Origin of the sequence: Paraburkholderia aspalathi (assembly GCF_900116445.1) — a bacterium.
GTDB lineage: Bacteria > Pseudomonadota > Gammaproteobacteria > Burkholderiales > Burkholderiaceae > Paraburkholderia > Paraburkholderia aspalathi.
The window spans coordinates 72629-97157 of sequence record NZ_FPBH01000034.1; the positions used below are offsets into that span (position 1 = coordinate 72629).

General features: G+C 62.5%; 21 protein-coding genes. 13 read left to right on the forward strand and 8 right to left on the reverse strand.

Annotated features, from left to right (window positions below):
* Window positions 1-82: 82 nt before the first annotated feature.
* Window positions 83-1228 carry a branched-chain amino acid ABC transporter substrate-binding protein gene (locus tag BM438_RS36680; protein ID WP_093644851.1) on the reverse strand — a complete coding sequence of 382 codons (1146 nt, stop codon included), beginning with the start codon at window positions 1226-1228 and terminating at the stop codon, window positions 83-85.
* 432 nt (window positions 1229-1660) lie between these two features.
* The gene (locus BM438_RS36685; protein ID WP_093644853.1) at window positions 1661-2764 is read right to left on the reverse strand and encodes an NAD(P)H-dependent flavin oxidoreductase; all 1104 of its coding nucleotides are present in this window, start codon (window positions 2762-2764) and stop codon (window positions 1661-1663) included.
* 274 nt (window positions 2765-3038) lie between these two features.
* Between BM438_RS36685 and BM438_RS36690 the strand changes: the two genes are divergently transcribed.
* Together BM438_RS36690 and BM438_RS36695 are read left to right on the forward strand one after the other, a co-directional pair.
* The gene (locus tag BM438_RS36690) at window positions 3039-3737 is read left to right on the forward strand and encodes a dienelactone hydrolase family protein (protein ID WP_093644855.1); all 699 of its coding nucleotides are present in this window, start codon (window positions 3039-3041) and stop codon (window positions 3735-3737) included.
* A gap of 232 nt (window positions 3738-3969) precedes the next feature.
* On the forward strand, window positions 3970-5490 hold the full coding sequence (locus BM438_RS36695; protein ID WP_093644857.1) for an amidase: 1521 nt from the start codon (window positions 3970-3972) through the stop codon (window positions 5488-5490).
* Between the two features lie 27 nt (window positions 5491-5517).
* Here the strand turns inward: BM438_RS36695 and BM438_RS36700 are convergent, their stop codons facing one another.
* From BM438_RS36700 to BM438_RS36715, 4 genes are all read right to left on the reverse strand, one after another.
* Window positions 5518-6810: an MFS transporter gene (locus tag BM438_RS36700; RefSeq protein WP_093644859.1), complete on the reverse strand. Its 1293-nt coding sequence runs from the start codon at window positions 6808-6810 to the stop codon at window positions 5518-5520.
* 275 nt (window positions 6811-7085) lie between these two features.
* The gene (locus tag BM438_RS36705) at window positions 7086-7397 is read right to left on the reverse strand and encodes a high-potential iron-sulfur protein (protein ID WP_054037945.1); all 312 of its coding nucleotides are present in this window, start codon (window positions 7395-7397) and stop codon (window positions 7086-7088) included.
* A 210-nt stretch (window positions 7398-7607) separates the two neighbouring features.
* Window positions 7608-8714, reverse strand: a complete 1107-nt coding sequence (locus tag BM438_RS36710; RefSeq protein WP_093644861.1) for an NAD(P)/FAD-dependent oxidoreductase — start codon at window positions 8712-8714, stop codon at window positions 7608-7610.
* Window positions 8715-9208: 494 nt separating this feature from the next.
* A complete protein-coding gene (locus BM438_RS36715; RefSeq protein WP_093644863.1) occupies window positions 9209-10186 on the reverse strand; it encodes an AAA family ATPase in 978 nt (325 codons plus the stop codon).
* Window positions 10187-10480: 294 nt separating this feature from the next.
* On the opposite strand from BM438_RS36715, the gene BM438_RS36720 reads away from it, so the two are divergent.
* The gene (locus tag BM438_RS36720; RefSeq protein ID WP_093644865.1) at window positions 10481-10975 is read left to right on the forward strand and encodes a hypothetical protein; all 495 of its coding nucleotides are present in this window, start codon (window positions 10481-10483) and stop codon (window positions 10973-10975) included.
* Window positions 10976-11052: 77 nt separating this feature from the next.
* On the forward strand, window positions 11053-11850 hold the full coding sequence (locus tag BM438_RS36725; RefSeq protein WP_093644867.1) for an endonuclease/exonuclease/phosphatase family protein: 798 nt from the start codon (window positions 11053-11055) through the stop codon (window positions 11848-11850).
* 10 nt (window positions 11851-11860) lie between these two features.
* On the opposite strand, the gene BM438_RS36730 is transcribed toward BM438_RS36725, so the two are convergent.
* Window positions 11861-12850, reverse strand: a complete 990-nt coding sequence (locus tag BM438_RS36730; protein WP_093644869.1) for an aldose 1-epimerase — start codon at window positions 12848-12850, stop codon at window positions 11861-11863.
* Between the two features lie 339 nt (window positions 12851-13189).
* Here BM438_RS36730 and BM438_RS36735 point away from each other — a divergent pair, with 339 nt between their 5' ends.
* From BM438_RS36735 to bcaP, 9 genes are all read left to right on the forward strand, one after another.
* Window positions 13190-14242: a LacI family DNA-binding transcriptional regulator gene (locus BM438_RS36735; RefSeq protein ID WP_093644871.1), complete on the forward strand. Its 1053-nt coding sequence runs from the start codon at window positions 13190-13192 to the stop codon at window positions 14240-14242.
* Window positions 14243-14355: 113 nt separating this feature from the next.
* Complete coding sequence (locus BM438_RS36740; RefSeq protein ID WP_093644873.1) at window positions 14356-15381, forward strand: ABC transporter substrate-binding protein; 1026 nt, start codon at window positions 14356-14358, stop codon at window positions 15379-15381.
* Between the two features lie 394 nt (window positions 15382-15775).
* A complete protein-coding gene (locus BM438_RS36745) occupies window positions 15776-17341 on the forward strand; it encodes a sugar ABC transporter ATP-binding protein (protein ID WP_244179538.1) in 1566 nt (521 codons plus the stop codon).
* A 40-nt stretch (window positions 17342-17381) separates the two neighbouring features.
* Window positions 17382-18359 carry an ABC transporter permease gene (locus BM438_RS36750; protein WP_093644891.1) on the forward strand — a complete coding sequence of 326 codons (978 nt, stop codon included), beginning with the start codon at window positions 17382-17384 and terminating at the stop codon, window positions 18357-18359.
* A 29-nt stretch (window positions 18360-18388) separates the two neighbouring features.
* Window positions 18389-19348 (forward strand): ABC transporter permease, encoded by a 960-nt coding sequence (locus tag BM438_RS36755; RefSeq protein WP_093644877.1) that lies wholly within the window; start codon window positions 18389-18391, stop codon window positions 19346-19348.
* A gap of 587 nt (window positions 19349-19935) precedes the next feature.
* Window positions 19936-20706: a ferredoxin--NADP reductase gene (locus BM438_RS36765; RefSeq protein WP_093644879.1), complete on the forward strand. Its 771-nt coding sequence runs from the start codon at window positions 19936-19938 to the stop codon at window positions 20704-20706.
* A gap of 434 nt (window positions 20707-21140) precedes the next feature.
* Window positions 21141-21977, forward strand: a complete 837-nt coding sequence (locus BM438_RS36770; RefSeq protein ID WP_093644881.1) for a sensor histidine kinase — start codon at window positions 21141-21143, stop codon at window positions 21975-21977.
* 10 nt (window positions 21978-21987) lie between these two features.
* On the forward strand, window positions 21988-22644 hold the full coding sequence (gene rqpR / locus BM438_RS36775) for a response regulator transcription factor RqpR (RefSeq protein WP_093644883.1): 657 nt from the start codon (window positions 21988-21990) through the stop codon (window positions 22642-22644).
* 286 nt (window positions 22645-22930) lie between these two features.
* Complete coding sequence (gene bcaP / locus BM438_RS36780) at window positions 22931-24322, forward strand: branched-chain amino acid transporter BcaP (protein WP_093644885.1); 1392 nt, start codon at window positions 22931-22933, stop codon at window positions 24320-24322.
* Here the strand turns inward: bcaP and BM438_RS45915 are convergent.
* The coding region (locus tag BM438_RS45915) for a hypothetical protein (RefSeq protein WP_208620744.1) at window positions 24276-24529 on the reverse strand (254 nt) is incomplete at its 5' end. The two genes, bcaP and BM438_RS45915, sit on opposite strands and share 47 nt — an antisense overlap.

Genomic DNA, 24529 nt, shown 5'->3' on the forward strand with positions numbered 1-24529 from the left:
AAAGGCACGCGAGCCTTGCGGCGCGCGTGCCTTTTAACTGCTTGACCGAAGACAAACACAGCTGTCTTCGGTCATGCGGCTCTTACATCTTCACTACGTCGAGCAGCGTCTTCTTGCCTGCCTTGTAGTTGTACAGCGAGATCACGCCGTGTTGAAGGTCGCCCTTCGAGTCGAACGTGGTTTCGCCGATCACACCCTTGTAGTCGGTCGCCGGCATTGCTGCCAGGATCTTCGCCGGATCGGTCGAGTTCGCACGCTTCATAGCGTCGACGATGATGTACACAGCGTCATACGTGAACGGAGCGTAGATCTGGATCGGCTGACCGAAACGCTTCTGATACTTGGCGAGGAACGCTGCGCCGCCAGCCATCTTCTCGAGCGCCATACCGGCTTCCGAGCAGACGATGTTGTCGGTTGCGTCGCCAGCCAGGTCCGACAGCTTGTCGGTACACACGCCGTCGCCTGCCAGCACCTTCGCACGCAGGCCGAGCTGCTTGGCTTGCTTGGCGAACGGGCCGCCGGTTGCGTCCATACCGCCGTACATGATCGCGTCCGGGTTTTCGCCCTTGATCTTCGTCAGAATCGCGCGGAAGTCGACAGCCTTGTCGTTCGTCGCGTCATGCGACATCACGTTCAGGCCCAGCGACTTGGCGGTCTTTTCGAATTCGTTGGCGAGACCTTGACCGTAAGCGGTCGAGTCGTCGACGATCGCGACGCTCTTCACTTTCAGACCCTTGGCTGCGTAGTTAGCCAGTGCCGGACCTTGTTGCGCATCGGTCGCCACGACGCGGTACGTCGTCTTGAAACCTTGTTGCGTGTAAGCCGGGTTCGTTGCCGACGGCGAGATCTGCACGATGCCAGCATCGCTATAGATCTTCGAAGCCGGGATCGACGTGCCCGAGTTCAAGTGGCCGACCACTGCGACGACCTTATCGTCAACCAGCTTCTGCGCAACTTGCGTAGCCGTACGCGGGTCAGCTGCGTCGTCTTGTGCGTCGAGTTGCAGCGTGACTTTCTGGCCGCCGATCGTCAGGCCCTTGGCGTTGATTTCTTCAACAGCCAGACGCGCGCCGTTTTCGTTGTCTTTACCCAGGTGAGCGATACCGCCCGTCAACGGTGCAACGTGGCCGATCTTGACGACCTCGTCCGCCACCGCGCCCGTAGCCAATGACGCAAACAACATGGCCGCAGCGCTGATCGGCAAAAGCTTTTGAATCTTGATGTTCATGTAAGTCTCCAGTTTCGGTCCCAAAAACAACGTAATCGCCCTGTGCCCCCGCTTCCCTACACGTGTCGCTCAGTCCCGTGGACGACCACGCCGGTTGCATCGTTCATGCACTTGGCCAGCACGTTCACCGGACTGTTTGTGGCAGACGGCAAACCGTACTTGCGCGCAAGTGTAGGCCATCAAATTAAATTGTGGGACTTTTTTGAGGAAGTGGGATGAACACTAATAGCGTTTATCCAACAAGAGCCGATTCCGGCTGGAAAGACAGGCCGGAGAGCACCAGCCCATGCGGGTTTCCGCTAGGTACGCCTATCGTCTAACAGCACGGCCTAAAGCTTTTAGCGTGTTAAACCGTAAATGTTTCGAATAGGCTTTTTGCGTAAAAACAAAGCGCGCCGCAGTTGCCGCGACGCGCGTCTGAGCCACGCCGAATCAACGCTCGAGCGCACCGATCCGTGCTGCCACAGCATGCCATTCCTGCTCGAGTTGCCCAACCAGTTCGGCAGCGCCAAGGCCTTCCCGGCGCTTGCGGCCAAGCGGGGCGCCCTGGCCTGACCATAGAGACAGATAGTCGCCGTTATCCGCGCGGCTCGCGGTTTGCCGCAACTCCTGCGTCAAGGCGTTTTGCACCGGATAAGGCGCGACCTTATGCGCCGACTCGCTTAAGCGCTGCATCAGCGGATTGCGTATGCCGCGCGCATGGCGACCGGTGATCGCGCGCGTCACGGAGGTCGATGTATCCGACATCGAGCGCACTCGGGTTTTCCATGCCTGCGGTATCGCACTCTCCAGACAAGTGAGGAACGCCGTGCCCATTACCGCGGCTTGTGCGCCGAGCGCAAGTGAGGCGACGATGCCGCGTCCGTCCATGATGCCGCCGGCGGCCAGCACCGGCAGGCCGGTCGCATCGACGAGTTGCGGCGTGAGCGCCATCGTGCCGACCAGCGCCTCCTCGAATGCGCCGATGAAGGTGCCGCGATGCGCGCCCGCCTCCGCGCCTTGCGCGGCGATGGCGTCTGCGCCCACATCGCGCCAGGCGATACCCTCGGCAACGTGCGTCGCCGTGCCTATTACATATAGGCCGTTTGCATGCAGACGGGCGACGTCGGCAGCTGAGAGCAATCCGAATGTGAAACTCGCCACAGGCACGCGCAATTCAATCAGCGTTTCCAGTTGCGCGCGGAAATCCGGCGCATAGCGTTCGAGCGGTTGACCCGGCGGCAAACCGAGATCCGTGCGCAATGGATCGATGGCTTCGAGCGCGCGGCGCACAGTGGCTTCGTCCGGCGCGGCCGGCTCCAGTACAAACAGATTCACGCCGAAGGGACGATCCGTCAGCGCGCGAATCGCCGCAACCTCGCTCGCGATTTTCTCGGGCGACAGTGCCGCCGCCGCGAGGAAGCCGAGACCGCCGGCATTCGATACCGCCGCCACCATCGCAGGCGTCGTCGCGCCGCCGGCCATCGGTGCCTGCACGACCGGCACCCGCAACTCGAAACGTGCCGCAAACGGCGTCACAAAACTGCCTTCATTCATGATCGATTCTCTCTCTGGCAAAGCGCTCGTCGCATCAACGAGCCAGGACTTTCGACTCTACCGAGCCATGCGCGCGCGGAGAAATGAATTATCGAGAATGTTTCAATCGCCTTACGAGATCATCGCCGTGCGGCGGGCGTTGTCAGGCCGCGCGCAACCTCACTGCAAGCCGTTTCTTTTGATGGCAAACTGACCGCCCGTCTCAGGCATTCAGGCCTCGGGCATTCATTCAGACCGACCCTGCGCATCAACGCACGAGTAAATGGAGAGCAATATGAGCACGACTTCCCGCTGGATCGACATTCCCGCCGGCAACGACAGTTTCGGCGGCTATCTGGCGCTGCCCAAAGGCGGCAAGGGACCGGCAGTCATCATCATTCAGGAAATCTTCGGCGTGAACAGCCATATCCGCTCGGTCGCGGATCAGTATGCGCAAGACGGCTACGTCGCGCTCGCGCCGGACATTTTCTGGCGCGTGCAGCCGCGCGTCGAATTGACGTATGACGGCGCGGATCGCGAGAAAGGCATCGAGCTGATGCAGAAGACCAATGTCGACCAGGCGGTGGCCGACATCGGCGCAGCCGCCGCGGCGCTGCGCGCGATGCCGGAAGTGACCGGCAAGATTGCGGCGATCGGCTTCTGCTTCGGCGGCCAGCTCGCGTATCTGGCAGCTGCGCAAGGCACGCTCGACGGCGCGGTGGCGTACTACGGCGGCGGCATCCAGAACAAGCTCGATCAGGCCGCGAAGATCAAAGTGCCGATGCAATTCCACTACGGCGAACTCGACGCGCATATTCCGCTGTCGGCTGTCGGCCAGATTCAGGAGCGCTTCGCCGGCCGTGCCGATGCGGAATTCAATATTTATCCGAATGCCGATCACGGCTTCAACTGCTCGGACCGCGCATCGTATAACCAGCCCGCAGCAGCGCTTGCGCATGGCCGCACGCTGACGTTCCTCGGTGAGCGGCTGTAACTTCGCGGCTTTAACTCACGTTGTAACCGGCGCCTGTCACCCACGGCTTTGATCGGTGCCTACAACTCGCACCTGTACCTGGGTTACTCTCTCGAAGACGACGTGCCATCGGCGCGTCGTCTTCTTCCATGCGCGCCGATGAACCAGGAACAGCCTAACGTCCAGCCAGGCCGTTCATCACGCGCATAGGCAACCGGCAGATTCAACACTCGATAGCGAGGGTCCCTCCGTCGTGCAATCAGACTATCTCGCCCATGACGCCATCGGCCTCGCCGAACTGGTTCGAAGCCGCGAAGCAAGCGCGCGCGAGTTGCTGGACATCGCGATTTCCCGCACCGAGGCCGTTAATCCCGCGATCAATGCGATTGTCCTGAAGGACTACGACGCCGCGCGTCAGCGTGCCTCGCGTGATGATGCGAATCGAGCGAATGGCGCGAACCAAACCAATGACGGAAGCACCCAAGCAGCGCTCGCAGGCGTGCCCTATCTGATCAAGGATCTGGGCGCAGCGGTCGCCGGGCTGCGCATGTCGATGGGCAGCCGTCACTACCGCCATTTCATTCCTACCGAAGACGCACCGGTCGTCGCGCTGGCAAAGGCGGCCGGCCTCAACATCTTCGCCAAGACCAGCACCTCCGAGCTCGGCCAGATGCCTTATACGGAGCCCGAATTGTTCGGCGCGTGCCGCAATCCGTGGAATCTCGACCACACGCCCGGCGGTTCGAGCGGCGGTGCGGCCGCGGCGGTCGCCGCGGGCATCGTGCCGCTCGCGCACGCATCGGATGGCGGCGGCTCAATCCGCATTCCCGCTTCGTGTTGTGGACTGTTCGGCCTCAAACCTTCCCGCGGACGTGTGCCACGCGCGACACCGACTCCCGCCGTCGGTGAGCTCGGTATCGATCACGCGGTATCGCGCAGCGTGCGTGACAGCGCGTTGCTGCTCGATCTGCTGGGCGGCAACGCGGACAGACCGCTCGGCGCACCGGGCACTTTCCTTGGCGCGAGCCGCGAGCCATGCAAGCCGCTGAACATTGCCTACGTCACCGATTCGATGCTGGCGCCCTCGCTCTCCGCCGACTCGCGCGCCGCGCTCGAAGACGCCGCGCAACTCGCCAGTTCGCTCGGGCATAACATCGAACCGGTGTCGCTCGGCATCGATTTCGCGTCAGTCCGCCATGCGTTTCTGATGCTCTGGTCAGTGACAGCGGAAGAGATGGTGCTGCACGCCGATCGCATCACCGGCCGCAAGCCGCAGCGCGACGAATTCGAAATCTCGACGTGGGCAATGGCGCACGTCGGCCGCAAACTCGGCGAGCGGGGCTTGCCTAGCGCGCTCGAAGAGCAGCGTCGCATCACCGAACGTCTCACCGATTTGCTGAGCCGTTACGACGTGCTTCTGTGCGCGACGCTCGCTGGCGCACCGATCAAGATCGGCGAAATGCACCCCACCTCCGCGGAGCGCATGCAGATGCGCGCCGTCACGACAATGCCGCTCGAAGCGCTGATGAAGAAACTGTTGACCGAAGCGTCGAACAAGGCGTTCGCGTGGGCGGGATGCACGGAGTTGTTCAATCTGAGCGGACAACCGGCGATGTCCGTGCCGCTCTACTGGAACGCGCGCGGGCTGCCGATCGGCGTGCAGTTCGCCACGCGCGTCGGCGGCGAAGCAACGCTGTTGCGACTGGCCGCGCAACTCGAGGCAGCGCGGCCGTGGTTCGACAAACGGCCACCGTTGATACCGGCGCGCAGCTAGACGAGCGGGCGTCGGAGGACTGAACCCTCAAGCCGGTTTGCGACGCGCGTCGAGATCCGCGTGACGCTTGCCGGGAATGCACGCCACTGCCACGATCGACAACGCCAGTCCGCCCATCACGTAGTAAGTCGGCGCGAGCGGCGAACCCGTAATGTTGATGAGCCACGTCACGACGAACGGCCCGAAGCCGCCGAACAGCATCACCGCGACGTTGTACGCGAGCGATAAGCCGATCGAGCGCACGTTCGCCGGAAACAGTTCGGCGATCAACGCGCCGAACGGCCCGTAATATCCGGAGAGCGCAATCGACAGTAGCGCCTGCACGAGAATCAGTTTGGACACGCTCGGCTCCGCCGCGAGCCACGCAAACAGCGGATAGATGATCACGAGCGTCAGTACCAGCGACCACAACGAAAGCCCCTTGCGTCCAATCCTGTCCGACCATGCACCCGTCAACGGTGAGAGCACGGTGAGCAGCAGATTGCCGACGATCACCGCGTAAAAGGATTGCGCATAAGGCAGCTTTAGTTGCTTGACCGCGAAGGTCGGCAGATAGCTGATCAACACGTAGATCGTCACGGTGAGCGCGATCACCGCGCCGAGTCCGCACAGCACGTCGCGGCTATGGCTCCTGAACACTTCGCCGAGCGTTGCGCGCCGTGCCGTTTTTTGCGCAAGCAGAAAAGCTTCCGAATCGGAGAGATGCCGGCGGATATAAAAACCGATCGGCCCGATGATCAAGCCCAGAATGAACGGCACGCGCCAACCCCATGACTTCAGCGCCTCGGGCGAAAGGCCGTGCGTGATCAACGCACCAACCACGGCACCGAGCAGAAGCGCCGCCGCCTGGCTCGCCATCTGCCAGCTGCCGTAGAAGCCGCGCTTCGAGAACGGTGCTGCCTCGATCAGCAAGGCCGTAGAACTGCCGAATTCACCACCGGCGGAAAAGCCCTGCAGCAAACGCCCGAGCACGATCATCAAAGGCGCACCGATGCCGATCGCCGAATACGGCGGGGCAATCGCCAGCAGCAGGATGCCGAGCGTCATTAGCGCAATGACGAGCGATAGCGCCGCCTTACGTCCCGCGCGATCCGCGTAAAGTCCGAGCACGATGCCACCGATCGGCCGCATGGCGAATACGACGCCGAAGGTTGCGGTAGTCAGCAGCATCGACGAATAGTCGTTTCCTGCCGGAAAGAACAATTGGGCGATCACCACCGTGAGGAAACCGAACACGGTGAAGTCGTACCATTCGAGTGCGTTGCCGATCACAGCCGCCACGACGGCGCGCGTGTTGAGGCTCCGTGACGCTGGTGCCATTCGAATCTCCAGCCTGCGAAAAATGTCGCGTGGTACGGCGTCTCAGCGTAGATGTGCTTCAGCGTGCGCGAGTGCACCCTGGCGCGAGCAGGAAAAAATAATGCCCGCCGCAGCAATCGCCTTGGAGTGTAAAGAGCGCGCAAGCTGTTTTCAAGCAACAAAAAGGCGTCTGTCGCGCAGGGCGGCAGACGCCTCGATGATCGGACCGCAGTCCGGCGCCGCAATGTTGCGGCGCACTTACCGTGACACTGAATGCGTGTGCGGTTGAAACGGAATCAGGCCTTCTTGTTATATGCGCTGCACCAACCCTTGCTCGCGACTTGCTTGCCCGCGAACATCGGGCAGCCGGCGTAGGCGTCGGTCGGCTTGCCTTGGTAGAAGCTGCAGTTGCCGCAGTCCTGGCCCGCTGCGTATTTCGCGAACTTGGCCTTGTCGACTTTGCTCGCGTCAGCCTTGTAGCCGAGCGCTTGTGCGGTCGGGTCGGTCTCGGCGACCTGCGGTGCGTCGGCGAAAGCCTGGCGCGACAGTGCGAACGTGGATGCCACACCAATGCTGGTGATCAAAAACGTACGACGGGAAGATTTCATGGGGGACTCACTCCATTTATATTGAACTGATCGCCGTTCTGATGACAGCGGTCCCCAAGGATAGCAATGAAGCCGTCGCGCGTGACAGCCCAAATGATAGAGATAACCGAATTGGTACTACTCCGCGCGCACGTTACGCACTCGGAATGCCGGTTGATCGCATGAAGTGGGCAGCAGGGTGTCGGGATGAGAACGTGAGGGGTGCGACAATTAAGCGCGCCCGCTCAGTTCACAGACACGCTGAGCGATCGCGAGCGACGCCGTCAATCCAGGCGACTCAATCCCGAACAGATTGACGAGCCCGCGCACGCCATGCGCGGCCGGACCTTGAATCACGAAATCGGCGGCGGGCTCGCCTGGCCCGGAAAGCTTCGGACGAATCCCCGCATAAGCGGGCTGCAACGCATCGTCGGGAAGCGCGGGCCAGTACGCGCGAATCGCCGCGTAAAAGGAATCCGCACGATGCGGATCGACGTCGTAATTAATCGCATCGACCCATTCGACGTCCGGACCGAAACGCGCCTGGCCGCCGAGATCAATGGTCAGATGCACGCCGAGGCCGGCTTCGTTCGGCATCGGATAGATCAGACGGCTGAACGGCGCGCGCCCCGAGATGCTGAAGTAGTTGCCGCGCGCAAGATAGAGCGGCGGCACATGCCGCGCGTCGAGTCCGCGAATCGTGCGCGCCAGCGCATTTGCGTACAAGCCGGCGCTGTTGATCACGCAGGCGGCGCTGATCGTGGTCGGCGCGGCGCCGCCCACCTTGATGATGAAGCGGCCGTTACTCGCTTCGATCGCCTTGACCGGTGCATGGAACGCACACACCGCGCCGTCGCGCTCGGCGTCGCCCTGAATCGCCAGCATCAACTGGTGACTATCGACGATGCCCGTCTGCGGCGAGAACACCGCTTCCACACATTCGAGCGCAGGTTCGAGCGCTTGCGCCTGGTCGCCGTTGATTCGCATCAGGTCGAGCACGCCGTTTTCACGGCCCTTCGCCATGATGCTTTCGAGCTGAGGAATCTGATTGCGCGAGGTGGCGACCAGCAGTTTGCCGCAACGCGAATGCGGCACGTTGTGCTCGACGCAGTAGTCGTAGAGCATCTCGCGGCCGCGCACACAAAGCGCCGCTTTCAACGAACCGCGTGGATAGTAGATCCCCGCGTGAATCACTTCGCTATTGCGCGAGCTGGTGCCCACGCCAATCGCTTCGGCCGCTTCCAGCACGATCACCTCGCGCCCGCGCGCCGCCAATGCGCGCGCCACGGCAAGACCGACGACGCCAGCGCCGATCACTACACATTCGATCTGATCCATGTCCCTTGACGCGGCTAACCTCGCCGCGCGCTGCCTCGTTCACCCGATATTCATGAAGACAGGGTACGGCTATCGAGGACCGCACACCGCTCGCTGTCGAACGCACCTGGCCTTACGCAACCGCTATACAAAATTGTACGACGCCGCACAGACAGAAATGCCCGCAGTCGGACGACTGCGGGCATTCGGTCTTGAGCAGGGCTTAAACGTATGGGCCGGACAAGATCAGTGTACGCCGTCGACGATTGTCGCGCTCAATTCTTCATGCGCGCGATGGCATCGCCCTGCGTCCTCAGAGCGCTGCCGGCCATGCTGGCCACCTTGCCGCCGGGCGCCTGTCAAGGCGGAAGACCGACCGATGAAAACCCTTCGAAATCGCGAAACTCGCAACAATTGCTGCGACATTCATCCTGTTTTAAGTGTCGAATCGCCTGTTTCGTGTTCGCAGAAAGCCGTCCGAAGACGGTTTTCTGCCAAAAACAGAGCAAAAACGCTCAAAAACCGATCGGTTTCCTCCGATTTCCGTAATCCAGGCGGATGTCGCCGGCTCCGATCCGATCTCGCCCGTCGATGCGCGCCGCGCCGAAGCCGTTCAGGATCGCGCGCCGCATTTCACGCGGCGAGGCCAGCTTCAGCGCATCGAGCGCGGCGTCGCCGAGCGTTTCGGGAAAACGCAGGCCCCAGTTATGCGCCGAGCGAATCTCATCGTAGATCGATTGAGCGATACGGCGCGCGCCGTCGCGATCCGGCGGCGGAATCTCATACACGTTCATCCGGTTCAAAATCGGCTCCGGGATCGAGCGCTCGTCGTTCGCGGTCGCGATCCAGATCACGTGGCCGGCATTGATCGGAATCTCCGCGAACTCGTCGATGAACGTCTGCGCCGTGTCGTGTTCGAGTAGCGCGTAAAGCGCGCCGAGCGGATCGTATTGCGAATCGCCAGTGGCCTTGTCGATTTCGTCGACGGCAATCACGGGATTTGCGTAGCTGCCGTTCACGAGCGCATCGAACACCTTGCCCGGTTTCGCGTTCTTCCATTGCGACGATGCGCCCGACAGGATCCACCCCGCCGTTAGCGAACTCATCGCCACGTATTGGTACGCGGTGCCGAGCATGCGCGCCAGTTGCTTGGCAAAGTGCGTCTTGCCGATGCCCGGGTCGCCGAGCAACAGGATCGGCATCAGTTCGAGCCGGTCTTCAGTCTCGAGGCACAAGGCGACCTGCTTGCGGATGTCGTCGAGCGGTTCCGAGAAGTTGGGCAACGCGTCGATCAGATCGTCGATTGAAGGCATCCGGTTCGGCTTGACGCAGAAGCGCAGATTGCCGGTTTTGAGCATCTTTTCGTACGTGGCGCGCAGCGCCTCGTTCGCCCCTTCGCTGAGCTCGTTCAGCGCGGTCTCGACCTGATCGAGGTCGTACACCCTGCTGAACGATGCCACGGCGATTTCCTGTTTGACCATTGCTGTTGTCATCGCTCACCCCGTCTGGCTGGTCTTGCTGCTGCGGCGCCTGATGGGCACCGTTTCAGGTCCAGTGTAACGAGGACATATTCGCGTGCAAGCCAGCAGTCATGCGGGTCTGCTGCTAACAAGGGCTTGTTTCCTGCGAGGCCCCGGAGGAAGTCCCCGTGAGGATTCACCTTCTCATCGGAAATGGTGTTTTGCTGAACCCGGCCCCGTTTGAGGTGTCAGAAAGGCGTTCAGCCCATCAGGCGTAAGATGGCCTTCTGTCTACTCTGCCGGATGCAGTGACCGGAGAAACCTTCTATGTGGAAAACCAGTATCGTCGCTGTGCTGTTCGGCACTTCGCTGCTTGCGAACGCGCAACAAGGGGCGACGCAACAGGCCGTGCAATGGCAGTTGCAGGTCATGCGCGACGGCCAGCAGATCGATTCGTTCGACGGCACCACCACCGTCGGCCAGGCGCGCACGGACACGCATCACAAGATGGTCCAGCATAACGTCGGCTGTAAAGATCAGCCCGGCGGCAGCATCGACCTGGCGCGCACGCTGACGATCTCGCCGCTGCAGGCGGATGCGAGCGCCGTCACACTGTCGATCGAAGCCCAGGAAACCTTCGAAGAAGACGCCGCGCGACAAACCGACACCGGTTGCAAGTTGCCGCCGCAACCGCGTCAGGTAAGCGCGAGCCATCCGGGCCTGAAGGTGCCGCCTGGTCAGTGGGTCAGCTGGACGATCGTCGACAAGAATCCGAACCTGGTCTATCGCGTGCGTGCGAGCCTTGCGAACAGCGCGAACTAGTGTAATGCGCGCAATGCGAACGGCACGAACTGAAACGAACAACCGAAGCCCCCAACAGAACACGTGGACAACGCGGCATGCGAAACCCAGAAGAATTGATCCGCGAGAGCGCAGCGCCCAAGGATTTCATTGCGGTCAGCTGGAATCTGCACAAGGGCCGCACACCGCTCGGCTTTCAGGCCTGGCAGGCGATGCAGCGCTGGGTTCAGTCGACCCATGCGGACGCGTATTTTTTGCAGGAAGCGATGGCGCGGCGCATGCCCTCGCCGATATTGGCCAGTAGTTTCGGCTCGCCGCTCGCCGATCCATTGAGCGACGTCTGGCACTGTCAGGCCACCGAGATCGCACGCGCGGCCGAACTCGAAATCGCGCTTGGTCCGAATGTCTTCAAGCCGTCGTGGCGGCATGGCAATGCGATTCTGTCGCCGCATCCGCTCGATCTCGGCGGGCGCTGGGATATCTCCGCGCATCGCTTCGAAAAGCGCGGACTGCTGGTGGCGCGGGCGACCTTCGGCGGCCACTCGGTCACGCTGCTGTGCGCGCATCTCGCGCTCACGCGCTCGGCGCGCTTGCGGCAAATGAACTGGATCGCGCACTGGATCGCGAAGGAAGCGCCGGAAGGTCCGCTAGTGCTGGCCGGCGACTTCAACGACTGGCGCAACGACTCGGTGCCGCTCTTTGCCGAACACGGCCTGCAGGAAGTGGCGACGCTGCTCGGCGAAGCGGGCCGCACATTTCCGGCCTTCTCGCCGGCGCTCGCGCTCGACAAGATGTTCGTGCGGGGCATGGAGCCGGTCGAATGGATCCAGCCGACGCAGGAAACCGCGTGGCTGTCGGATCATTTGCCGTATATGGCGCGGTTGCGAGTCGAGTGAAGTACGGGCACTAACCTCTTCGGGGCGTCCAGTTCAGCGCCGCCGCGATCTCCTCGCCCGGCTGCAACACGCAGCCGCCTACCTGTTCCCGCATGCCCACCGCGTTGAAGCAATCGGTCGTGTTGGTCACCGGTTCAACGCACAGTTGCGCATCGTTGGCGGGCGCGAATACCACCATGTGATCGAAGGGCGCATCGGCGGTCATCGTCAGTTGACGGTGTTCGTCGGGCCATGCAATCGTCGCCTCGCGCGACCAGTTGGCGAAGTTGTTGTCGAGTGCGAACGCGTCCGGCGACATGCCGTGGCGCAACGCCTCGACTGCAGGGTGCGGGCCGAGATGCGTGGGCAGCACGTCGGCGTCGGCATGCCACATGGCTTGCACTTCGGCGTAGACGCGGGTCTGCGCGGTGCGCGGATAGTACGGGTGATGGCCCATGCCGAAGGGCATCGGCCGGTCACCGAGATTCTGCGCGGACAGCGTGATGCACAACGCGCCGCCGATCAACTCGATGCGCTGCTGCGCGCGATAACGGAACGGCCAGTCGCCGGACAGCCGCGAGTCCGGTTCGTGTTCGAAATGCAATTCCACGGAGCTCTCCGTGCGCGCCCCCACCTGCCATGGATGCCGCCACGCGTTGCCATGCAGCGCATGCGTAAAGCGCAGGTCGTTGCCGTTCAGATCAACTGTGCCGCCGTCGAACTCGAAACGCGCGTCGCGAATCCGGTTGCAATAGGGAAAGAGCGGAAAGCTCGCCATGCGCAGCGGATCGCGTTGATCGAACGCTGCTTGCGTGGCTGGCCGCAGCCAGTGCAGCGGGCCTTCTGGCGTCGATTCGTAGTAAGCCGCGAGTGCGCCGCCGACTTCAGGCGCGACCACCACATGCATGGCGCCGGCCGTCAGCGTGACAAGCGACTTCTCGATCGCGGGGTCGTCGAGCCACGTAAGTCCGTTGATTTCAGAGACGAGCGGCCGGATCGGATTCAAGGAAACGTCGCGCATGGTCAGAAAAGGCGGGGCCTCAGGCGGATGGCGGCATGAACGCCCATCGATCTCTCCTATGACGTGCCGCGCACAGCGCGCGGCCGGCGGAACCCTCAGGGTCCGCGCGACCGAGAATCGCACGCCAAAGCGCATCGGTCAATATTATTAGTAATAAATTAGCCAAAACCAACCGATTCTTGCCTTACCAAATCTCCCACATGGCGGGTTAGCGCGCGTTGCCGCACGCATATTATTAGTGGTACCGTCAGCATCACGAATGCCACCGGCATGCTCCTGCTTTAGCGCCGCTGCAGCGCGGCCCGCACAATGAAAAAATCGACTCAACGCCGCCCGACCATGACCGACATCGCCAAGCTCACCGGCGTGTCGCAATCCACTGTCTCGCTCGTGCTGAACAACGCGACCGGCGCGAAATTCTCCGAGACCACCCGCAACAAGGTGTTAAAGGCCGCGCACGACCTCGGCTACCGGCTGTCGCTGCGCGAACCGGTATCGGTTTCGGCTGATGAACGCAACCTGATCGTCTATCTGGCCGACGAGATTTCCACCAGTCCGCATCCGGTCGTCAACGTCGACGGCGCGCGCGATGCGGCCTATGCGAGCGGCAAGATGCTCGCCGTCTACTCGACGCACGGCAACGCCGACATCGAAAAGCAGGTGCTCGACGCGACGCTGTCGAACCCGCACGTATTCGGCGTGATCTACGCGACCGTCTACACCCGCAAGGTCACCTTGCCGGCGGCGCTCTCGCAGGTGCCCACCGTGCTGCTGAACTGCTACACGAGCGAAGGCGGGTTGTCATCCGTGGTGCCGGCCGAGGTCGCAGGCGGCCATCTGGCGACTGACTATCTGCTGCAGTCGGGGCATCGGCGGATCGGCTATATCAACGGCGAACCGTGGCAGGACGCCTCGAAAGACCGCCTCAAGGGCTATCGCACGGCACTCGCCACCGCCGACCTGCCGTACGCGCCCGAACTGGTGCGCGACGGCGACTGGAGCTCGGGAGTCGGCTTTGAAATGACGCTCTCCCTGATGCGCGAGGCGCATCCGCCAACCGCCATTTTCTGCGCCAACGATCTGACCGCGCTGGGCGCGATCGAGGCCCTGAAGCAACTCGGCCTGCGCGTGCCCGAAGACGTTTCCGTGCTCGGCTACGACGACCAGGAAATTGCCCGCCACACGCATCCGCCGTTGTCGACCGTGGTGCTGCCGAACTACGAACTGGGACGCTGGGCCGTCGAAACCCTGCTGCAGGAAGAACACAACCGCGCAGCGGGCGCACCGGTGCGGCATCGCCTCGTCAAACTCGACGGACCGCTCGTCGAACGCGGCTCGATCAGGGTAATTACCGAGGCAGAAAAGCCAATAATTAATATTATTAGTGATTGACCGATAATAATTCCCGGTGGAATAATCGGCACGTCCGGTCAGGGTGAATCAGCTCGGCCGACAGGAGAAACACTAAAAAGCAAATACACCTCACCAGGTACTGGAGGAAGACAATGGCGTCGCTCAACACGCAGTCGCGCAAGCACGCGCGCAGGCAGCAGATCCGTCCGATGGCAGGTTCGCTGCTGGCTCTGGCCATCGGTTTCGGCGTCGCCACGGCGACGGCGTACGCCGACGACGCGCTGCCGAAGTTGCCTACCAAGACTCCGCTGAAGGTCGGCTTCGCGCAGACCGAAAGCAACAATCCGTGGCGTCTCGCGGAAACCAAGAGCTTCAAGGACATCGCCGCGAAGTGCGGCTGGCAGTTGGTCATGACCGACGCCAATAGTTCGAACTCCAAGCAGGTCTCGGACATCCAGAACATGATCGCGCAGCACGTCGATCTGCTGGTGTTCCCGCCGCGCGAAGAAAAGCCGCTTGCGCCGGTCGTGCTGCAAGCCAAAAAGGCTGGCATTCCGGTGATCCTGGTGGACCGTGACGTCGATCAGTCGGTGGCCAAGGCGGGCCGCGACTACATCACCTTCATCGGCTCGGACTTCATCGATCAGGGCCATCGCGCAGCTGACTGGCTCGTCAAGGCGACAGGCGGCAAGGCGAAGATCATCGAACTCGAAGGCACCACGGGCGCGTCCGCTGCGAACGATCGCAAGAAGGGCTTCGACGAAATCATCGCGAAGAACCCGGGCATGACAATCATCGCCTCGCAAAGCGGCGACTTCGCACGCGACAAGGGCCGTCAGGTGATGGAAACGCTGTTGCAGGCGCACCCTGAAGTGACCGCCGTCTACGCGCATAACGACGAAATGGCGCTCGGCGCGATCGCCGCGATCAAGGCCGCCGGCAAGCAGCCTGGCAAGGACATCCAGATCGTCACGATCGACGGCACCAAGGGCGGCATGGACGCGATTGCCGCCGGCGAACTCGGCGCAAGCGTGCAGTCGAGCCCGTTCTTCGGCCCGCTCGCCTGCGACGTCGCCCAACGTTACGCGAAGGGCGAAAAGATCCCGACGTGGGTCAAGGTCTCGGACCGCTTCTACGACAAGAGCAACGTGCAGCAGAGCATGCAGTACGGCTATTGATCGACAGCCGCGGTCGTACACGCGGTTGTGTAGCTTGAGGGCAGCGCTTTAGCGGAGTGTCCAGGCGCTCCGTACCTCGGAGAAAGCTTCTTCGAGGGCTGTGCCCGCAGGACGTCCTCGCCCCGAATCAATCTCCTCGGGGGGCGGGTGACGGGAAGGGTTCGGAGCGACGCGTTCGTGGCAGCACGGACCGTCGCTTCGCTTTTATGCGGCGTAACATGGTTCGACGACACCGCCTGCATGGAGCCCGAACGAACGGCCACGGCGGCTCGCACTGCCGCGCGTATGCAATGCATGCAGCACGTGAAGCAGCACACGCATCAGGAGGACACCCGTGACGGAATCCGGCACGCAGACACCGCACTCCCCCCTTACCCGTTCGCCGCTGCTGGAGATGCAGGACATCGGCATCAGCTTCGGCGGCGTCCCCGCGTTGCGCAGCGCCAATCTGAGCGTGGCAGCCGGCGAAGTGCACGCGCTGATCGGCCAGAACGGCGCCGGCAAATCGACCATGATCAAGATCCTGACCGGCGCCTATCGGCGCGGCTCGGGCAGCGTGCGCTTCGAAGGCCGGGAAGTCGATTTCCGCACCCCGAAGCAGGCGCGTGAAGCCGGCATCAGCACGATCTATCAGGAGATCAACCTCGTGCCGTTCCGCTCCGTGGCGGAGAACATTTTCCTCGGCCGCGAGCCACGCCGCTTCGGCCTGATCGACTGGCGCGCGGTGCAGCAACGCGCCGCCGCCCTGCTCGATTCGTTCGGCTTGCAGATCGACGTGAAGAAACCCGTCGGCCGCTATTCGACCGCGATCCAGCAGATGGTGGCGCTGGCGCGCGCCGTCTCGTCAGACGCGAAGATGGTCATCATGGACGAGTCGACCTCGTCGCTCGATGAACGCGAAGTGGAATTGCTCTTCACCGTGGTGCGCAAACTGCGCGACGACGGCCGCGCGGTGATCTTCGTCTCGCACCGGCTCGACGAACTCTATGCACTATGCGACCGCGTCACCGTGATGCGCGACGGCCAGACAGTCGCGCAAAGCACGATGGCGGAGATGGACAAGCTGCAACTCGTCACGACGATGCTCGGCCGCACGCTCGCCGCCGTCGTGCACGAAGACGCCGCTGCGCGTGAAGCGAACCTCGCGCGGCGCGGCAAGCAGGCGATCGCTGCGACGCAGCTGAGCGCGCATCCGAAAGTGAGCGACGTATCGCTTGAAGTGCACGCGGGCGAAGCAGTAGGTCTCGCGGGCCTGCTCGGCTCGGGCCGCACCGAAACCATGCGCCTGATGTTCGGCGCCGATCCGCTCGAACACGGTTCATTGTCGATCGGCGGAGAAACGGTGGCGCTGAAGTCGCCGCAGGACGCGATTGCGCGTGGCTTGGCCTACCTTACCGAAGACCGCAAAGCCGAAGGCATCGTCCCCGAACTCTCGGTGCGCGACAACCTCACGCTCGTCTGCTTGCGCACGCTGGCGAAGAATGGCGTGGTGGATGTGAAGAAACAGCAGGTGATCGTCGACCGTTTCATTGCGTCGCTCGGCATCAAGCTGCGCTCGGCCGATCAGCCGATTCGCGAACTCTCGGGCGGCAATCAACAGAAGGTCCTGCTCGCGCGTTGGCTCGCTGCCGAACCTTCGCTGCTGCTGCTCGACGAACCGACGCGCGGCATCGATGTCGGCGCGAAAGCCGACGTGGCGAAGATCGTGCGTGAACTGCGCGACGCCGGCCTCGCCGTGCTGCTGTCCGCATCCGAACTCGAAGAACTGACGGCGGTGGCCGACCGCGCGGTGGTGATCCGCGACGGCCGCACCGTCGCCGAACTGAACGGCGCCGACATGAGCGAGACCGCCATCATGGACGCCATCGCCTACGGCGGCGAAGGCCAATCGCAACTGGTCGAAGCCGCCCAGACCGCACATATCGAAGACGCGTTGGAGGGCGACCGTCATGGCGCTTAAGTTGCACACCGAGTCGTTACACACCCAAGCCACGCCGCCTATGCCGGACGCTGCCACATCACGCGCCACGGCCGCATCGACGGTGAAGAAATGGCGGCACCTGGCCATGCAACGCGAAGTAATCGTGTTGCTCGCGATGGTGCTCTTCAACCTGATCTTCACCCCGCACTTCTGGTCGCTGCAAACCTTCAACGTCAACATGACACAGGTGGTGACGATCGTGATCGTCGGCATCGGCATGACGCTGGTGGTGGCGACGGGCGGCATCGATCTGTCGGTGGGCGCATCGATGGCGATCTCGGGGGCGCTCGCGCCGATGCTGTTCCTGAATATTCCAGGACCAGGCGGCATTGCGCTCGCGTTCGTGCTGCCGGTGCTGGCCGCCGCCGCGTGCGGTGTCTTCAACGGCTTGCTGGTGACGAGGCTATCCGTCCAGCCGATTGTCGCGACGCTGGTGCTGTTCATCGCCGGGCGCGGCATCGCCCAGGTCGTCACCGACGGCAGCCTGCAAGCATTCAACACGCCCGCGTTCCAGTGGATCGCCTTGGGCAAGGTCGCCGGCGTGCCGTTCCAGGTGCTGCTGATGCTCGCGCTGGTCGTACTGTTCGCGTGGATCGTGCGCAAAACCCTGTTCGGCCAGTATCTGCTGATCACTGGCGGCAACGAAAAGGCCGCCTATCTGTGCGGCGTGCCGACGGCCACCGTCAAGCTGATCGCTTACACGTTGTGCGCCGCGCTCGCAGGCTTAGCGGGGCTGATCTCGATCTCGGTGAACTCGTCCTCGGATGCGAACGTAGTGGGACTCGGCGTGGAACTCGATGCGATCGCCGCGGTGGCGGTTGGCGGCACGGCGTTGACGGGCGGCAAGGCCTATATCGGCGGCACGCTGATCGGCGCGCTGATCATCCAGTTGCTGCGCTATACGCTGCTCGCGCACGGCATTCCCGACGCGGCGGCCCTGGTCGTGAAGGCCGGCATCATCGTCGCGGCGGTTTATGTGCAGCGGCGCTCGCGCTAACGCCTCCAGGACACTTCGGACTCGATGTGATGAAAAAGAACCTTCCCATCCTGCTTGCTCTGGTCGCGCTCATCGTGCTCGGACTCGTGCGCTATGACCACTTCGGCTCGGCCTACAACATCACCTCGTTCTGGCGCTACAACTCGATGTTCGCGCTGATCTCGATCGGCATGGCCTTCGTGATCATCACGGGCGGCATTGATCTGTCGGTCGGCACGGTGGCAGCTCTTGCGAGCGTCGTCGCTGCGTTGACCAGCGTGTACGGCGGCTGGGTCGCGGTCGTTGCCGGTTGCGCGGCCGGCATGGCCGTCGGCGTGCTCAACGGCCTGATCATCACGCGGCTGAAAATCCTGCCCTTCATCGTGACGCTCGCGACCAGCCTCGGCGCGCACGGCGTCGCACTGCTGCTCGGCAAGAACGATGCGGTGTCGATCGCCGCCGACTCGAACTTCGGCAACTTCGGTCAAGGCGATCTGTTCGGCCTGCCGATCCCGGGGATCGTCGCGGCGGTCGCCGCAATCGCCGGCTGGCTCGCGCTGCGCAGCACGCGCTTCGGGCGGCATTCGCTGGCCATCGGCGGCAGCGAGGAAGCGGCGCGGCTGATGGGCCTGAACGTCGACCGCACGCTGGTGATGGCTTATGCCGTAAGCGGCCTGCTCGCCGGCATGGCGGGCGTGATCCTCGCCGCGCAGTTCGGCGCCGGTCAGCCGAACGAAGGCGTCGGCTGGGAGCTGTTCGCGATCTCGGCGGTGGTGCTCGGCGGCACCTTGCTCACCGGCGGCGAAGGCTCGATTGCGATGACGATCGCCGGCGTGCTGTTGCTCGGCTTGGTGTTCAATCTGCTGAACTTCGAAAACGGTCTGGGGTTTATCAGCCTGTCGGCGTACTGGCAATCGGTGATTCGCGGGGTGTTCCTGCTGCTGGTGATCGTGCTGCAAGCGAGAGTGCTGAAGCAGCGCGGCAAGAAGCGCGTGGCGGCTCCGGTGTAATCAAAACGGGAAACGCTGGAATCTTTATTTCATAAGGGATTCCAGCTCCTCGCCCGAGCGACAATCAACCTTTGTGTACCAACCCAGCAAGACCAGGCAGCGCGAACAGAAGTGCGCGCGCTCGCCCCGCGCGTCTCGCCATTACGGCCCAATTTCCTCACCTTTCGTACCGACCTCCCGCCCATTTGCCAGTTTTATTAGCAGGGTCAATGCTGCGGTGCACGGCGGGTTTCGGTATCATCCTGAAAATGTTGCCCGCGCGGGGCGCCTATCCGGCGCATGCCGGACAGCCGATGGCAGCCGCCCTGCGCGGTGTTCGCCCATCGCCGTACCCTTGCTGAAGCGCGGCTGCAACCACGCCAACGTACTTCGCGGCGCCGATCGTCACAACCATCGGCGCCGACGCTTCCGGGTCCGGTAACCCGCTTTACCACGCTCAACCGCCGCGCCAGAGCCCTCGGGCAGCGGGCGCGGTAAAATAGCGGATTGCGCGTGATTCCCGATCTCGGGTTAGCGCAGCATCGCCCTTGCCGTGCCGGCCGGCTAAAACGACTGGCCGCCTTTGTTTTCGCACTATCCAAGAAGCCATGAGCAACCTGAATTCACAAACAGTCCTGAGCGTCCATCACTGGACCGATACGCTTTTCAGCTTCACCTGCACGCGCGATCCGTCGTTCCGTTTCGAAAACGGCCAGTTCACGATGGTGGGCCTCGAAGTCGACGGCAAGCCGCTGATCCGCGCCTATAGCCTTGCGAGTGCGAACTATGAAGAGCACCTCGAATTCCTGAGCATCAAGGTGCAGGACGGCCCGCTCACGTCGCGTTTGCAGCATTTGAAGGTCGGCGACGAAGTCCTGATCGGCAAGAAGCCGGTCGGCACGCTGATGGCCGACAACCTGCTGCCGGGCAAGACGCTGTGGCTGCTGTCCACCGGCACGGGTCTCGCGCCGTTCATGTCGATCATTAAAGATCCGGACATTTACGAGCGTTACGAGCGCGTGGTCCTGACGCACACCTGCCGTTTCGTCGACGAGCTCGCGTACAAGGAATACATCACGGATCACCTGCCGGCGCACGAGCACCTTGGCGAACTGGTGCAGGAAAAGCTGCTGTACTACCCGACGGTGACGCGCGAAGCGTTCCAGAACCGCGGCCGTATCACCGAACTGATCGAAACCGAAAAGCTGTTCGCCGACCTCGGCGTGCCGGGCTTCTCGCTCGAAGACGACCGCGTGATGCTGTGCGGCAGCCCGCACATGCTGCGCGACACGCGCAAGCTGCTCGACGACCTCGGCTTCGAGGAAGGCAGCAACAATGCGCCGGGTCACTACGTGGTCGAAAAGGCGTTCGTCGGCTAAGCAGACACGCAAATTGAGCGGCGCGCGCCGCGCAATCAACAGAAAGGAGCCTTCGGGCTCCTTTTTTTGTTGCGCAGTTACAATTGCCGCCGTTGCCCTGACATTTGATGTCAGCATTCTTCCTACAATACCCAGCGGCCGAGGACATCAACCATTGCGTCAAATGTAGGCGCTAACCCTTGGTGCACCTGCATTTTTTTCTTTTTTTGAGATATCATCGCGGCGCACGATTAGTCGGATTAATATGACGCCATCGTACGGTCGACTTGTTACTGAATGTAAATTTCGTTACGTCGCACCGTAGCAATTTGTCCATCTCGCACAACGCGTAACGGACGTCACTGGAGGCCAGAGACTCGCATGCGTTCTTTCGTCTTCGCGCCGCCGATGCGCACCCGCTTCGCCGTTTGCACTGCTTCCTGAGAGGGAAAGTCATGGATACGTCGACCGTCGTCCCGTTTAGCGCCCACATTTCGCCTTCACTTGCACACGCCGCGCCGCCCTCCGCGGCTGAGCACGAACTCGCGCAACTGCGCGCCCGCGTGCGCCAGCTGTCGGCCGAGCTCGTTCAGGCGCAGGAAGCTGCCTGCCGCCATGTGGCGCGCGAGCTGCACGACGGCGTCGGCGCCGAGTTGACCGCGACGCGTTTCGCCCTTGCCGGCGTCGAAACCTGGCTGCCGGCCGATGCGCCGCCGCAGTGCGCGGCCGCGCTCGCCGTTGCGAATCGCTCGCTCGACGCCGTGTGCGCCGCCAGCCGCCAGGCCGTCGCGGAATTGCATGCGCCGTCGCTCGAAGCGGGCATTGTCGGCGCGCTGGCGCAATGGACCGGCGACTTCGCCGCGCGCACGAACCTGCGTACGAGCTTCGTCTGTGCCGCCGATGTGCGGCTCACGCGCCTGCCCACCGACGCCGCGCTGGCCGTGTTCCGGGTCGCCCAGGAAGCACTCAACAATATTGCCAAGCACGCGCGCGCCGAATCCGCCGACGTGCGGATCGAAGCCGGCCGCCGCCACCTGAGCTTGATCATCACCGACGACGGCATCGGCTTGACGCGCACCGCCCGCAGCCGTCGCGGCCATTTCGGGCTGAGCGGCATGCAGGCGCGCTGCGCCGCCTTCGACGGCACGCTGCGGATCAGCGCCCGGCGCATCGGCTCAGGCCGCGGCGACAGCGGCACCGCGGCGCGCGGCACGCTCGTGCAGGCCCGCTTTGCGTGGGATGCGATGCTGGCGAGCGCTCCAGGCGCCGAGCGTCGCGCGCTGCAATCGTGAGCACGCCATCATGAGCCTGCGCATCCTCCTCGCCGACGACCACGCGGTGGTTCGCCAGGGCGTCCGCCAGTTGCTGCTCGACCGCGGCGTGGCGCGCGAAGTCACCGAGGCGGAAACCGGCGCCGAAGCGCTCGAAGCCGTTGCGCAACGCAACTATGACGTGGTGCTGCTCGACATTTCGCTGCCGGACATGAATGGCGTCGAAGTGCTCAAGCGTTTGAAGCGCAAAGCACCGCGCGTGGCCGTACTGATGTTCTCGATGTACCGCGAGGACCAGTACGCCGTGCGCGCGCTGAAGGCCGGCGCCGCCGGCTACCTGTCGAAGACGGTCGACGCCGCGCAGATGATCGGCGCGATCCAGCAGGTCGCCGCGGGCCGCAAATACGTCAGCCCGGCCATGGCCGAAGCGCTGGCGGACTATGTCTCCTTCGACGGCGAACAATTGCCGCACGAAAAGCTCTCGGATCGCGAATACCAGACGCTATGCATGCTCGCGTCCGGCAAGCGGCTGACGGATATCGCCATAACGTTATCGCTGTCGGTGAAGACGGTCAGCGTGTACCGCACCCGGCTGCTCGAAAAGATGAAGCTGCGCAATAACGCCGAGCTGACCTTCTATGTGATGAGCAACCGCCTCGTCGACTTGAATCCAGCGATGGCCGGTTGAAGCTTTCTTCCCCAGATAGCTAAATAGCGTCCGCCCAGCGCCAGTGTTCGATCGCACGAGCGCGATTTCACCCGATGGGGCATGCAGCGCGCGAAAGCCTTCCCACCACGCGATGTGCTCAGACAAACGGCACGCCCAAATCGCTTTCATCAGGCATTTTTTGCCTCCCCTTCAAACGCTAAAAACACCGTCCCAAAATGGTGCAAAGGCGCGCATCCGCTAAAATCGCGGGTTTCCCCTGACATTCGGCGCGCAAGATGCGTGCACTACTGGAGACCCACCGCCAATGTCCCTGTTTCGTAAAAAGAGCGTCGAGCACATGATCGCCGCGAGCGCTCAGAACGCCGGCTTGAAGAAAGCGCTTGGCGCGCTCGATCTGACTTTCCTCGGCGTCGGCGCCATTATCGGCACCGGCATTTTCGTGCTGACCGGCACGGGCGCGGTTCAAGCCGGCCCGGCGCTGATGGTGTCGTTCCTGATCGCGGCGATTGCCTGCGGGTTCGCCGCGCTCGCCTATGCCGAGTTCGCCTCGACGATTCCGGTTGCGGGTTCCATCTACACGTATTCGTACGCGACGCTCGGCGAACTGGCTGCGTGGATCATCGGCTGGGACTTGATGCTTGAGTATGGGCTGGCAACGTCGGCGGTATCGGTCGGCTGGTCGGGCTATCTGCAATCGTTGTTGTCGGGCTTCGGCGTGAGCTTGCCGGTTGCGCTGACGGCGGCGCCGGGCGCTTTGCCTGGGCACGAGACATGGTTCAACCTGCCGGCTTTCCTCGTGATGATGGCGATTACGGCGCTGTTGTCGCTTGGCGTGCGTGAATCCGCGCGGATCAACAACATCATGGTGGCGATCAAGGTGATCGTGGTGCTGCTGGTGATCGGCGTGGGCGTTTTCCACGTGACGCCGGCGAACTGGCATCCGTTCATGCCGAACGGCTGGAACGGCGTGTTCGGCGCGGCGGCGGTGATGTTCTTCGCGTTCATCGGGTTCGATTCGGTGTCTTCCGCGGCGGAGGAAGTGAAGGATCCGAAGCGAGATTTGCCGATCGGGATCATTGCATCGCTGGGCGTGTGCGCGGTGCTGTACGTCGCGGTGGCGGCGGTGGTCACGGGCATCGTGCCGTCGGCGCAGTTCGCGAACATTTCGCATCCGGTGTCGTACGCGTTGCAGGTGGCGGGTCAGAAGTGGGTAGCGGGCTTTATCGACCTTGGCGCCGTGCTGGGCATGCTGACGGTGATTCTGGTGATGGCGTATGGCCAGACGCGCGTGATTTTCGCGATGTCGCGGGATGGGTTGTTGCCGGCGCGGCTTTCCCGGGTGCATCCGAAGTATGCGACGCCGTTCTTTACGACATGGCTGGTGGGGATTTTCTTCGGGTTGATTGGCGCGCTGGTGCCGTTGAATGTGCTGGCTGAGCTGATCAATATCGGCACGTTGGCTGCGTTTTCGATGGTGTCGATTGCGGTGCTGGTTTTGCGGAAGACGCATCCTGAGTTGCCGCGGGCATTCCGGTGTCCTGGTGTACCGGTGGTGCCGGTGTTGGCTGTCGCTTCTTGTTTGTTTTTGATGGTGAATCTCCAGGCTGTTACCTGGGTGGCGTTTGTGGTTTGGTTGTTGATTGGGATGGTTATTTATTTTGGTTATTCGCGGCGGCATTCCAAGTTGGCGAAATAAAGGTTTTGAGGTTTTTTGCCTGCGCGGCGCTTTTTGGCCGTGTTCTTAGGGCTTTGGCTTCTCCTTGATCTGGCTTTGGTGCCTTTCCTTGAATTGTTAGTGGTCTATTAGTGTTGCCCCTGTGCGGGGCGGCACTGTAGTGGTCAAGTAAACCTGGACACCCGGAAAGGGGAATATTTAAAAAAGTGAAGCTTCGCATCGTGCCGG